This is a genomic window from Acinetobacter minutum, assembly GCF_035916735.1.
Classification (GTDB): domain Bacteria; phylum Pseudomonadota; class Gammaproteobacteria; order Pseudomonadales; family Moraxellaceae; genus Acinetobacter.
Map to the genome: position 1 here is coordinate 159,400 of NZ_JAQIHG010000002.1, position 13,191 is coordinate 172,590.

At 44.4% G+C, this 13,191-nt stretch carries 14 protein-coding genes; 4 read left to right on the forward strand and 10 right to left on the reverse strand.

Going from position 1 to position 13,191, the window contains the following annotated elements:
* Window positions 1-61: 61 nt before the first annotated feature.
* Entirely contained in the window at window positions 62-1,051 is a 990-nt protein-coding gene (bioB, locus tag PAE54_RS01760; protein ID WP_326518191.1) for a biotin synthase BioB, read from the forward strand.
* A 61-nt stretch (window positions 1,052-1,112) separates the two neighbouring features.
* Here the strand turns inward: bioB and PAE54_RS01765 are convergent, their stop codons facing one another.
* From PAE54_RS01765 to PAE54_RS01775, 3 genes are all read right to left on the reverse strand, one after another.
* A complete protein-coding gene (locus PAE54_RS01765) occupies window positions 1,113-1,322 on the reverse strand; it encodes a hypothetical protein (RefSeq protein ID WP_273778966.1) in 210 nt (69 codons plus the stop codon).
* Window positions 1,323-1,433: 111 nt separating this feature from the next.
* On the reverse strand, window positions 1,434-1,787 hold the full coding sequence (locus PAE54_RS01770) for a DUF3147 family protein (RefSeq protein ID WP_326518192.1): 354 nt from the start codon (window positions 1,785-1,787) through the stop codon (window positions 1,434-1,436).
* A 174-nt stretch (window positions 1,788-1,961) separates the two neighbouring features.
* Entirely contained in the window at window positions 1,962-2,162 is a 201-nt protein-coding gene (locus PAE54_RS01775; RefSeq protein ID WP_273778963.1) for a hypothetical protein, read from the reverse strand.
* Window positions 2,163-2,989: 827 nt separating this feature from the next.
* Between PAE54_RS01775 and PAE54_RS01780 the strand changes: the two genes are divergently transcribed.
* Genes PAE54_RS01780 through PAE54_RS01790 form a run of 3 tightly spaced genes read left to right on the forward strand, consistent with a single transcriptional unit; the run spans window position 2,990 to window position 4,747 of the window.
* Window positions 2,990-3,562 carry a nuclear transport factor 2 family protein gene (locus PAE54_RS01780; protein WP_326518193.1) on the forward strand — a complete coding sequence of 191 codons (573 nt, stop codon included), beginning with the start codon at window positions 2,990-2,992 and terminating at the stop codon, window positions 3,560-3,562.
* Entirely contained in the window at window positions 3,532-4,032 is a 501-nt protein-coding gene (locus PAE54_RS01785; RefSeq protein ID WP_326518194.1) for a chalcone isomerase family protein, read from the forward strand. The genes PAE54_RS01780 and PAE54_RS01785 overlap by 31 nt, the downstream gene beginning before the upstream one ends.
* Window positions 4,033-4,051: 19 nt before the next feature.
* Window positions 4,052-4,747 carry a response regulator transcription factor gene (locus PAE54_RS01790; RefSeq protein ID WP_273778960.1) on the forward strand — a complete coding sequence of 232 codons (696 nt, stop codon included), beginning with the start codon at window positions 4,052-4,054 and terminating at the stop codon, window positions 4,745-4,747.
* Here the strand turns inward: PAE54_RS01790 and PAE54_RS01795 are convergent.
* From PAE54_RS01795 to PAE54_RS01825, 7 genes are read right to left on the reverse strand one after another with little or no spacing between them, the layout of a single operon-like run.
* Entirely contained in the window at window positions 4,738-6,072 is a 1,335-nt protein-coding gene (locus PAE54_RS01795) for a sensor histidine kinase (RefSeq protein WP_273778958.1), read from the reverse strand. The two genes, PAE54_RS01790 and PAE54_RS01795, sit on opposite strands and share 10 nt — an antisense overlap.
* 18 nt (window positions 6,073-6,090) lie before the next feature.
* Window positions 6,091-7,155, reverse strand: a complete 1,065-nt coding sequence (locus PAE54_RS01800) for a cyclopropane-fatty-acyl-phospholipid synthase family protein (RefSeq protein ID WP_326518195.1) — start codon at window positions 7,153-7,155, stop codon at window positions 6,091-6,093.
* Between the two features lie 8 nt (window positions 7,156-7,163).
* Window positions 7,164-7,946, reverse strand: a complete 783-nt coding sequence (locus tag PAE54_RS01805; protein WP_326518196.1) for a DUF1295 domain-containing protein — start codon at window positions 7,944-7,946, stop codon at window positions 7,164-7,166.
* A 36-nt stretch (window positions 7,947-7,982) separates the two neighbouring features.
* The gene (locus PAE54_RS01810; RefSeq protein ID WP_326518197.1) at window positions 7,983-9,179 is read right to left on the reverse strand and encodes a class I SAM-dependent methyltransferase; all 1,197 of its coding nucleotides are present in this window, start codon (window positions 9,177-9,179) and stop codon (window positions 7,983-7,985) included.
* 5 nt (window positions 9,180-9,184) lie between these two features.
* A complete protein-coding gene (locus PAE54_RS01815) occupies window positions 9,185-9,970 on the reverse strand; it encodes a DUF1365 domain-containing protein (RefSeq protein WP_326518198.1) in 786 nt (261 codons plus the stop codon).
* Complete coding sequence (locus tag PAE54_RS01820) at window positions 9,963-11,243, reverse strand: NAD(P)/FAD-dependent oxidoreductase (RefSeq protein ID WP_326518199.1); 1,281 nt, start codon at window positions 11,241-11,243, stop codon at window positions 9,963-9,965. Before PAE54_RS01820 ends, PAE54_RS01815 begins: the two co-directional genes overlap by 8 nt.
* Entirely contained in the window at window positions 11,240-12,223 is a 984-nt protein-coding gene (locus tag PAE54_RS01825; protein WP_326518200.1) for an acyl-CoA desaturase, read from the reverse strand. Before PAE54_RS01825 ends, PAE54_RS01820 begins: the two co-directional genes overlap by 4 nt.
* Between the last annotated feature and the right edge of the window lie 968 nt (window positions 12,224-13,191).

The window sequence follows — 13,191 nt, forward strand, 5'->3', positions numbered from 1 at the left end:
CTACTGTTTTTGCTGAAAAAGGTTAATATCAGGGGAGTTTTTAAGGAATAATGGACTCATCATGCAGCTCAGAAATGATTGGACACGAGAAGAAATCCAAGCGCTCTACGAAAAACCTTTTTTAGATCTTGTATTTGAAGCACAACGTGTCCACCGCGAACATTTTGCTGCGAATACCATTCAGGTCAGCACACTGCTTTCAATCAAGACCGGTAAATGCCCTGAAGATTGCAAGTACTGCTCACAATCGGCCCATTACGATTCTAAATTAGAAGCTGAAAAACGTATTGCTGTCGAAAAAGTCATTGAAGAAGCCAAAGAAGCCAAAGAATCAGGCTCTTCACGCTTCTGTATGGGGGCTGCATGGCGTAACCCGCATGAGCGCGATATGCCTTATGTCTTGGAAATGGTGCGCGAAGTCAAGGCATTAGGTATGGAAACCTGCATGACATTAGGTATGCTGAACCAGTCACAAGCTGAACGCTTGAAAGAAGCGGGTTTGGATTACTACAACCATAACCTGGACACCTCTCGCGAATACTATTCAAATATTATCAGTACCCGTACCTTTGATGATCGTTTGAACACTTTGGATCATGTGCGTCAAGCTGGGTTAAAAGTTTGTAGCGGTGGTATCGTCGGTCTGGGTGAAAGCAGCGATGACCGTATTGGTTTACTGCTTGAACTTGCAACCTTGCCAATTCATCCGGAATCTGTGCCAATCAACATGCTGGTTCCAATTGAAGGCACGCCAATGCAAGATGTCGAAAAACTCGATGTCATTGAATGGATTCGTACCATTGCGGTTGCACGTATTATCATGCCGAAGAGCTATATCCGTTTGTCTGCAGGTCGTGAATCTTTAAGTGATTCTGATCAAGCGCTTGCTTTTATGGCCGGTGCTAACTCACTCTTCTCGGGTGAAAAATTATTGACCACACCAAATGCGGGGGAAGGTAAAGACCGTGAATTGTTCAACAAACTGGGTTTAACCGCTGAAAAAGCTAAACCGACGGTGGCTGAACTTTCAACAGATGCGATGTCTGCATAATCGGCCTGTCCTTAAAAAAGCCCGTTATAAACGGGCTTTTTTTATTTGGGACTATTTTTATTTAAGAGGCCGTAATCAAAATCCCATAACGGGCATTGAGAAAATTCCCCTGACGGATCACATCCGTCCCCGCCGCATGAGTAACAGAAAGCTCCTGGGTCAGCACATCAAAATGAAAGGAGTCAAAACTGTCTTGATGATGGCAAAGCCAGGTTAACGTATCTGCCAGATTATCATCCACGATATATGTTTCAGCCTTAAAATCCTTCATGACATGTGCCCTACTTTGTTTTACACCTGCCGATATGATAACGATTATTCAGCGAGTTGAATGCTCTCTGCTGCAAAATCCTGTGACTTATAAGGCCAGACAGATCAATCATTAAGGCAGCAATTCGATCCCGAAGGGTTTAATCGCATACGCCAAACCGATAAAACAGAGAAGGGTGATGACAACACTCAACCCAATCGCTCCCCAAAAGCCAAATTTTTCTAACAACAGCGGAAACACAAAAAACATCGGCAGTGTTGGCAATACATACCAAAACGTATAGTAGGCATGACTGGCGATTTTCTCGGTTGGTTGACGTTCAAAATACAACCAAAACAGGGTTAAAAGCGTCACCAACGGCAATGCGGCAATCAACCCACCCAACTTGTCACTGCGTTTGGCAATTTCGCTAATCACGACCACCAAAGTCGCCGTAATTAAATATTTAGTGATGATCCATTCCATAATAATGAAGCACAGTGGTTGGTGATAAAGCTAAAATTAGCATAGTTATATGGGGCGTATTTGAATAATCAAAAGATGGGCATTAAAATACTTAGGCTATTTACAGTAAAGACAATAAAAAAAGGACCAATCATAGGTCCTTTTATCATTAAAAATCAGCTTAGATAGAGTGCGTTAGCAAGCAAATTTTTTCCAGACTTTATTCTCTTGATGTGTATGTAGAATAAAAGTGAAACCACTATCCGCTTTAACCAAGAAGCTCTCTCTATATTCCAAAATTACGCGAAATAGTGTGCCCGGATTAAAATCAATAGGTGCACACCCTTGTTTTTCTAAGTGTACTGGTGCGATGAGTTCAACAACCGTATTTTCCATGATTTCTCTCCCTACACTAAAAACGGTCAGTGGAAGCACTCAACAGTGCCACACTACCAGCTTGATTAAAATAATATGACTTATATCACAATATTTCAAACATTTTACGATGAATGCACAGTTGAAAATTACCTAAATATGTAAACATCTACCGAACAAACGCCCCTTAAGATCAGCAAGAAATCTGAAGATATTTATTTTCAAATAGATAAGAGAAATTTTCGATCTTTCCTCGTTATATGTCGGGTGACACAGTTGCATTTTTACAATTTTTCTTACTTGTGATTCGAGAGAGCACTTGCAATCCCGACAGTTTTTGTATACTTTAGTCGAAGTGAATTGCCGTCCTAGTATTGTTCTTGACTAATAAGAACAACAATCTGCTCCTAGTGGACAAAACTGGTCATTACCCTCATATATTTTTTGACTGGTTTGGAAAATACCCGCGTTATGCGGGTATTTTTTTATCTGCAGTTTTATAAAATCAGATAAGCTCACGCAACAACCCGAACAAGAAAATATTTAAAAAAATTTATTTATTAAACAAAAACTTGAGTTTTAAAAATTAATACAAGAATTAAGAAAAATCGGTGTTAGGTTAGCTCATACTATGTAGTTCAGGCTCTACTAGTCTGAAAAACTAATCAGATTGATCCTGTCAATTTCTCCATGGAGTTTAAACAGCTTTTCCTTTTTAAGTTTTTTCTAAAATGGATAGCTCATCCCTTAGTCGCATTTCTAGCGCTTCATTCCCGCCCCATTCACACTCCATTCACAGCGAATTGCGTAATTTCTTTTCATGAAATTATGCTTGAGGGAGGTGAAAAATGAAGACCTTGCAAAAACTGAGTATTCCAATGTTGGCAGTGCTGTCACTCATCGGCTGTAAAAGCGTGCCGAGTTCAACTTCAGATTATCGTATAGCCAAACAGAATATTCAGGGTGTTACGCTTGATCAGACGCAAGCCACCCAAATCGGAACAAACTTTGTTGCGACTTTTAATACCCTAGGTACCCCATCCTTCATCAAAAATGTGGATCAAATGTACGCAGACCGGCTGTTTATTAATGACACTCTCTCACAATTTAATCATAAAACAGCCCTGATGCAGCACTTTAAAGGGATGAACCAGCGGGTAAGCAACGTCAATGTGCAGCTGGTCAGTGCCACTTATCATCAAGATTCTGCCTATGTGCACTGGTATATGGCCTATGACTTTAAAATTTTTGGTAAAAACAAAACCATGCAGTCCTATGGCATGAGTGAAATCAAGGTGAATCCGGCTCAACAGATTATTTTCCAGCAAGACTACTGGGATCCAACCAATGGCTTATACCGTTCATTACCGTATGTCGGAGGCGTTTATTCATGGCTGCTACCATTCAAAAAGTCTCACTAATCATATTGGGGCTGGCTGCATTCACTGTTCAATCTGCTGCTTATGCAGTCGGATTGCAACAGTGTAGTTCAGCCCCTTTACAGCTCGGCACAAAAACGATTGGTCGAGCCAGCTATTTTGCCGAAGATTGCCAACAGCAGTGGAACCGCCAATCCATCCGGGTCGATTTTGCCTACAGCCACAGCATACCGGATTGGGCTTTTAAACGTGCAGCCACGCATTTTTTACAGCGCAACCTGCAAAATTTTTCCGAAAAGTCCGAGCTGCAGCGGATCACACAATGGTACAAAGCGGTTAAACCCGGCGATTTATACAGCCTCTCCTATCAGCATAATCAACAACGCTTAACCCTTGCACTCAACCGGCAAATTCTGGGTTCGCTACAAAGTGCACAGGCCAATCAATATTTTTTAATCTGGTTCGGTTCCAAACCGTTTAATGTTAAATTGAAACAACAACTTCTGAACTAACCCTAGCGTGATGTGAGCCATGACCCATCATTTTATTTTAATGGTTGAAGACCATTATGAACTGGCATCGACCGTTTGCGAGTTCCTGGAAGCCCATGGTTATGTCGTTGATCATGCGCGCAATCTAGAATCGGCAAAAAACCTGCTCAAGCAGCAGCACTATCACCTGTTGTTATTAGATATCAATTTACCGGATGGCTCCGGCTATGACCTGTGCCACTGGTTACGCAATGAACATGGTTTATCATTGCCAGTTCTCATGCTTACGGCCCGCGATACACTGGATGATAAACTGCGAGGTTTTGCAGCCGGAACCGATGATTATCTGGTTAAACCTTTCGATTTTAATGAACTGGTCGTCCGTATACGAGCCTTGATTAAACGTGCCCTCGGAGAAGTGTCCAATAGCAAATTACAGGTTCACGACCTGATTCTGGATCAACGCCTGCAAAACGTGACCCGAGCAGGAAAACAGATTGAATTGCCTCCAATCCAGTTTAAATTACTCAAAATTCTGATGCGCAACTCCCCACAAGTGATCAGCAAACAGGAAATTATGGCCGAGCTCTGGGGGGATGAGGAACCGGAAAGCGACGCGTTGCGAAGCCATATCTATAATCTGAGAAAACTGCTGGACAAACCCTTTGAGCAGAAATTGATTCACACTGTATCCAGTGTTGGTTTCCGTTTATGTCTGGATCAGGATCAGTCCTGAGCCAGATAAACCACCACAATCAGCCCAGATGTAGCTGCTAACTGCAGCTCGGGATGAATATTCAAATAATATTCTCGGTCAAACAGCTCCACACGCCATCCCAGCTGTTTACATAGTTTCTGCACCAACTGCAGACCAATACCATGGCCTTTGGGCTTCAGCAGGGACTGACTTTCTGACAGTTCTGTGACTTTACTGTCATCCGGCAGATCAATGCCAATCCCATCATCCGCAATCAGAATCTGGTTTTTTCTCTGTAAAATCTGAACAGTCGCACCCTGTGAGTAATTTAATGCGTTACGCAAGATATTACTAAACACCATTTTGCTCATGGACGGATAGAGTAACCTTGTCTGTTCCGGTTCCTCCAGTGTATAGAAAATCTCAATGCCTTTAGAGCGTCCGACAGGCGCCAGGTCTTGTACCAGTTCTTGAATGATGGTCGAAACTTTGCTGTGTTCGGCTGTCAGTGTGTTGGTGGTGTTACGTGCAATCGCCAGTAAGGTATCCACCAGCAACTCCATGTCTTCAATGGTATTGCTCAAACGCGTTAAAGCACGGTCATGGCCATAACGCGCCTGACAGAGCTGAACATTGCCACGTAAAATAGTTAATGGTGTGCGTAGTTCATGACTGACATCGCCACTAAACTCCCGCTCACGCCGAATAAAATCGATTAATACGGCGTGATATTGCTCCAAGGCCTGTTTCAGGTAAGCCGCTTCGAGATTGCCATCGGTATTGATATCTTGAAAGGGTGAGGGTTGTTTTAGCTGATGTTCCCAATCAATCTGTTCTAGTGCATTGGCTAAACGGGTAATGGGAGAAAAGTAACGGCGTGCACGGCGATTCGACCACCATAAGAAACTGTACAACACAATCAGGCTAAACATCAGCGGCGCCAGACCGAACAGCCAAATCAACTTGTTGACGTTACTTTCACCAAAGACCAATAAGACATGCTGACCATAACGCTCTCCATACACCGTCATCCGTTCTTTTCCATCGATATAAATACGATGTACGCCTTCCTCAAGCGTTAAACTCTGCAAGCGTGTGGGTCTTTGCTCGATCCAGCGATAACCATACAGATTTTTGGTATCCGGTAAGGGCGCCTGTGGATCACGCTCTACTCGCATCCAGTAATGCTGCATCTCCTGCTCAAGTGCGGTCTTGAGCAGAGAGCCTTTAATTACCCAGGCGCTACAGCTCAATCCGATAATGATCGACAGCGCGATCAGCCCGATTTGCAGCCAATAATAGCGATTAAACATTTTGCTGAGGGGACGCGACACCTTAGCGGTCTGTAGAGCTGCAATTTTCATGATGGCGTCCCTTGAGCATTATTTTGAATCTGTGAGCAGTTCATTTTTACGGAACAGGTAATGACCGATCACCCACTCCTGACCTTGCTCCAAACCAAACAGTTCGGCACAGGCCATAAAGAAGATCCGCCAACGCTGCCACCAGATCTTGGCGTCATTGCCATAAATCTGGGTGAAGAGCGGTTTGAGCTGCTGTTCCTGTTGATCCATATTGTCCAACCAGGCATTGGCTGTGCGCTGGTAATGTTCGCCTGACCATTGCCAATGCTGTTCCAACTGTAAATGTTGCTGAAAATGCAAAAAGGTACTGGTTGCTGGCATCAGGCCACCACTAAAAAAGTAGCGTGACATCCAATCATATTCTGTTTTGCTTTCAAACGGATAATGTAAAAAGCGATGGCAGAAAATATGACACCACAAACGACCTTCCGGTTTTAGCCAACGCTGGATTTTTTCAAACAGCTTTGCATAATTGCGCACATGCTCGAACATTTCCACCGAAACCACACGGTCAAATGATTCTACCGGCAGCTCAAGCAAATTGACATCCTGAGTGATCACCGTAAGGTTGCTGAAATTACGCGCTTTGGCTTGTGCTTCAATATACTCACGCTGGGTTGCCGAATTAGAAACTGCGGTGATTTTCGCATTCGGATAATGCTCGGCCATCCACAAGGTGAATGATCCCCAACCACACCCCAACTCCAAAATCTGTTGGCCATCCTGTAATTGGGCACGCTGACTATACAGACGGAGTGCTGCCTCTTCAGCATCATTTAAAGAAGTGTGCTTGTCGGCAAAATAACAGGCGCTATACTTCAAGCGTTTGCCCAGTACGGCCTGAAAAAAAGCCGTAGGCAATTCATAGTGCTGTTCATTGGCCTTATCGGTTTCAATCGCGATCGCACTCCGTTTCAGATCCTGCAAAACCTGCATATAGCGTTGTGCGGCACGCTCGGGATCATAACGTCCCTCCTGAGCCAGACGTTTTTTACACAAGGCCCGAATTGCGGCACGAATCGCCTGATCGGGAATAATGCCCTGCTCAATCAGTTTGAGCGATTGTTGAATCATAAAATCCATGCTGTTACCTACTGTTTGGGTTTCCACGGAATAAAGATTGAAGTTTTGGACTGATAATCACGATAATTCTGCCCCCGGTTTCTTAACGCCTGTTGCTCACTGAATGGAATTCCGGTGATGTAGTACAAAAATAGCCACATCAATAGCGGGTAAATCCACAACCAGTACATACCAGCGGCCAATCCAACTAGTGGATAGGCAAACCAGTGCAACCATTCAAAAAAATAATTGGGATGGCGCGAGTAACGCCACAAGCCTTGATCGAGAGTTTTGCCCTGGTTGGCAGGGTTTTGTTTAAAACGGTACAATTGTTGATCAGCCACACTTTCACCGATAAAGGCGACTGCCATCACTGCAATAGCTACGACCAGTGCAATCGGCCAACCGTTCTGCCACTGTTCAGCCGAAAGCTGGAGCAGACTGACTATTGGCGCTGAAAATAGAATTGCCAGTCCTGCCTGAAAAATAAAAAACAGTAAAAAACCTAAATGCTGATAGCCTCCCATAGCGCGGCGCATGTTGGCGTAACGCCGGTCTTCTTGTTTTTCTTGCGCATAACGGCGCAGCAGATGCCAACTCAGCCGTGCAAACCACAATGCACTGCATAGTCCAAGCACCCAGCGAACCGCCCAGGGTGCTTGTGCAAAAAACAACAGGGTGATCAGGATATTCAGCAGAATACAAAAGCTCCATGCAGCATCTACCAGACCAGCACGCCGATTCCAGCTACACAGCAGCCAGCAGAGGAACATGATGCCTAAATCAAGATAGAATAATAGTGACCATTGCATGCAATACTCCTGAGATTCGCGGGTGAATCTTCTGGCCTAGTAGGCACTCACTTCAAACAGCAAATGCACATCACTGATCACACCTTCGCGGAATCCGCCTTCGCAATAGCACAGATAGAAATCCCACATCCGGATAAACGACTCATCAAAACCTAGCGCGAGAACCTGCTCACGTGCCATAAAGAAACGCTTGCGCCAGTGATGTAAGGTCAAGGCATAGCTCTGCCCAATATCATCGAGCTGTTTTAAACGTAATTTCTGTTCTGAAGCCGTTTGTGTCAGTACGCTGATACACGGAATAAAACTGCCTGGGAATATGTAACGCTTAATATAGTCCACGGTTTTCAGGGCTTTTTCATAGCGCGCATCTTCAATGGTAATCGCCTGAATCAGGGCCAGACCGTTCGGTTTCAACAACTCACGGCATTTATTGAAATAGGTCGGCAGATAGTCTGCCCCTACTGCTTCAATCATTTCGATCGACACCAGCTTGTCAAACTTGCCTTCCAGCGTACGGTAGTCCTGTAACTGCACATTGACCCGGTGAGCCAAACCGGCGGCCTGTACCCGTGCCACAGCTTCATCGTATTGCGCCTGTGAAATGGTGATGGTGGTGACCTTGCAGCCGTAGTTCTGGGCGGCATAAATGGCAAAACCACCCCAGCCACTGCCAATTTCCACCAGATGATCCAACGGTTTCAGTTGTAACTTTTGGCAGATCAATTCTTTTTTCAGCTCGGAGGCCTGTTCCAGACTCATGTTTGGATCTTTAAACACCGCACTGGAATACATCAGGCTGTCATCCAAAAACAGCTTAAAAAAGTCATTGCTGAGGTCATAATGCTCGGCAATGTTTTTACGGCTACCGGAAAGCGAATTCTTGCGTGACTGATACCATGCCTTGAGTAGCCACTGACTGGCCTGCGCCAGTGGATGCTGGTTCATACGATCCAGAATTTCGCGATTACGTGCCAGAATGCGAATCAGCTCGACCAAATGCTCACTCGACCAGTAACCGTTGATATATCCTTCTGCGGCTCCGAGTACGCCGTTTTTAAACACCAATTCCAGTAAACGCCGATCATGGACTTGTATTTCTGCATATAAATCTGATGCTTCACCGACACAGCCGTTAAACACCCCATGAAAACGAATCTGTCCATGACGCAGCAGCTTCAGGCTGCGTAGCGCGAGAGGAAGTGACGTATTTTCACCAAAAATGAGTGATTTCATATTGTTTATACATCCTTAATCTTTTTCGGGTGCCGGTAAAACGGAATTTTTTTGCGCCACAACCGATACGCGTGTAAATAAATTAAGCCAAGCATTTTCAACGGTTGCAGTGCACTTTTCACAGCATAAGCCGCTTGCTGTGAAGGCGTTGTGATGGCGTGCAGCACAAAACGCATGGTGGCATCAAAAATGAGTTTTTCATTTTCAATTAGTTGCATATGAATGCAGGACTGTTCAGGCGAAAAGCTAAAATGCCAGCGATAATGCAGTGCCATCGGCATAAAGGGTGAAACATGAAAACTTTTGTCAAAATCGAACTGATAGCGTTGATAAGGTGGATGACGCTGTGCTGTCATACGGCAGTCATGCACATAAACCTTGCGCTCATTCCAGGGTGTGTTGGTAATTTCACTCACGATAAATAATGGTTGCTGGCAAGCATCAGCAATAAAATAGAACACCACCGAATTAAAGCGAAATCCCATACTGCGGGGTAAAGCCAGAATCCGGATCAGCGCAGATGCTGGCAGTACATAATTCGCCTGATGCATCAGCACCTTGGCCAGTTTTTCACGTAAATCACCGCTGTAACCTGCTAAAAAATCCTCTGGATGTAGGCTCAGCAGATTGTATTTCTGACTCGACCATAGCCAAGATGCTCCGGTCAGTTGCTCCAGCCGATCTGGATCAAAGCATAGATAATCTAACGTCGCAGTGAAATCATGTGCTTTAGGCACATAACGTCGATGCCGGATGGTGCTATGTGCAATCGCCAGTGGCGCTTCAAACATGCTCATAAGCCTTCTGGCTCTGGGTCTTTTCACGGGATAAAAGCTGTACAACGCGCTCGGCACTGCGTGCACCGTCTTCATGGAAGCCCCAGCCCCAATATGCGCCACAGAACAAGGTATTGTTTGCACCATTGATCTTGTACCATTTTGACTGGGCTTTAATGGCCTGCTGGTCAAACACTGGATGACGATAATGGCGTTCGACCAGAATCTTGTCGGCACGAATCGGCAAGTTCGGATTCAGGGTGGCAAAGACTTGCGGTTTACACTCCAGTTTTTGCAGGTTGTTCATCCAGTAGCTAAAGCCGTAATGAATGTTGTCCTGCTTATCTTGTGTCACATGCACATGCCAGCTCGCCCACTGTGATTTCTGTTTTGGCATGATCGACTGGTCGGTATGAACCACCATGCGGTTGTCCTGATAGCCGAATTGGGATAAAACTTCGATTTCATCTTCAGTCGGATCCGCCAGCAGCTTCAAGGTATCATCGGCATGGCTGGCAAAAATCACGCGGTCATAGTGTTCGGTTTGTTCCGCTGTTCTGACCTCGACGTGTCTCCCCCCGCGCTTTACACTCAACACTTCAGCATTTTTCCATTGTAAAGTTGGGCATTGAGTTCGGATGGCCTCGATATACTGCGCTGCACCGCCCTGTACCGTAAGCCATTCAGGTCGTTCTTTTAGTTGCAGCATGCGGTGATGCTGAAAGAAACTCACCACAAATTTGTATGGAATACGGCCAATCTGCTCAATCGGACTGGACCAGAGCGCTCCGCACATCGGGTACAAATGCTCCTGCCGGAACACCTCAGAATATCCATGTTCATCCAGATATTCTTCCAGCGTATAGTCCGGTGAGTAATCATCCAGCACGATGTTTTTATTTTGCTCATAAAACCGCAGCAGATCACTCAGCATCAGCCGGAAGCTTTTTTTCAGCAGATTCTGCGGTCGGGTGACCAGTGACCATTTTTTTGAGGGATTGTATTGCAGGCCCGTCACCAGATTATTGACAGAAAAACTCATGTTGCTTTTCTGCACGGCTACCCCCAACTGGCTAAGCATCTGGCTAAAGAGCGGATAGTTATATTCATTAAATACGATAAATCCGCTATCAACAGCGACCTGTTTTCCACCGAGACAAAATTGATGAGTATCAGTATGGCCGCCGAAATAACTGTTTTTTTCATACAGGGTGACCTCATGCTGTGAGGCCAATTTCCATGCGGCATACATGCCTGAAATACCGGAACCAATGATCGCGATTTTCATGGTGTCTCCTGATCCTGAATATTCTGCTGCTGCAAAGCCAGCGGCGATGTTATTTTTGTGGCATAGACCCGTGCAGGGACAGGTTTCAAGCCCCAGACCAAACCCAGCCAAGACATGAATTTCAACACATAATAGGTGATATCAATTTGCCACCAATAAAAGCCTTGACGGACACTGCCCGCATAAAAGTGATGGTTGTTATGCCAGCCCTCTCCGAGAGTGATCAGTGCCAATAACCAATGGTTACGGCTATTGTCCTGTGTGGCAAAATCACGCCGACCATAGGCATGGGCCAGAGAGTTAATGCACAAGGTTGCATGAATCAACAACACGGTTGAGATCACAAAGCCCCACACCAGCAGCTGCGGACCGGAAGTTCCCAGCTCGGGATAGTGATTTCCCAACCATGCCCCCAGCGCATAAATTGCTAGAGCGGTGAACAGTACAATCGGCAAACTAAAACGATCTAGCCAGACCAGTTCTGGATATTTCAACCAGTCGCGGATCACCTCTTTACGGGTTGCGAAATTTTGCTCATTTAAAAACCAGCCGACATGGCTGTACCAGAAACCATGCTGTGAGGAATGTGGATCCTGATGGCTATCGGTAAAGCGATGATGGTAACGATGATGGGCAGCCCACCATAACGGCCCGCGTTGGGCACTCATCGTTCCAATCAGTAGAAACACGAATTGCAGCAACCGGGATGTTTGAAATGTTTTATGCGACAGGTAACGATGAAAAAAGGCCGTGATCGCGAACATGCGTATCAGGTAAAATCCAAGCATAAACAATACAGCCGTGCTCGAAATTCCCACCCAAAACACAGCCAGACAAGCAAGATGTAACAGCATAAAAGGCAGAATCCGCATCCATTGTATTTTGCTGTCTTTACTGCCGATTCCCCCAGCAGCGTCTTGTTCCGTATCGTTTGGACAAGCCGACCAGCTATCTACCCATCGCAGAAAAAATTTAAACATGGATTAATCCTGGCAATGATGATTCAGTTTCTAATTTTTGCAATTGTAGGTTTGCTTTAATCAATTTTGTGTGAAGGACAGCATAACTTAAATACTGTGACCTGTTGCACTGATTGAAGAAATACTGTTATTTTTCTTATGATTGTCACAAAATCAAGAGACACAACAAATCTGATGCAGACATTAAATGGTAGACTGAACTGGATATGTAAATAAGGTAAAAGGAAATTGAACGCCTTTCTGAAAACGGCACATCAGCTGTGTATCGTATAGGATAAGTGTTTAGTCAATTAAAATGCTGCTCACCGATTTAAGGGGTTTATAGTCAACATAGTTGTAAATTTGAACCACCCAAAAACAGCTTCATAAAATCTTCAGTCACTCAATTTGATCTTTTTTTTCCACCCTATCATCCCTTTTACCGGAATCTTTCCCTTTTATTCAAATTGCATTTTCTGTTTTTAGTATTCTGCGCAAAATGTAACATTCCAAATATTTTCACAGTCTCTTCACATCAACCCTCCTAATGTGGCTATGCAGCAAGCGATAAATGCAAAGTCCTATAAGCAAACTGAAGTCGAGTAGAACTAAAAATTTTATCTATGGAATTGATAAGAGATACCCTCACACCTTTAGCCTCACTTAGGCAATGCTCTCATCACTCATGAGAGCATTTTTTTAATACTCGATATTGTATACAAAGAACATGAGCCAGCTGAAAAGTATGCGCATCGAGTCAACATCAAATAATTTTCTTAATGAGCACAAGCCAGATAGGCCACCAACAATAAGAAAATTCCAATAGGAATAAAGAAAAGCTCCGAGAGAAAAATTCCAATTGTCGCACAAATCAATCCACTTGCTAAAAACAAAATGCTGAACATTATTTTTAGAATCGTCACAATTATATAGCTAAAAATATAAAATATTCCAAAATACAGCATGGGGTAAATTACATATCTATTCTT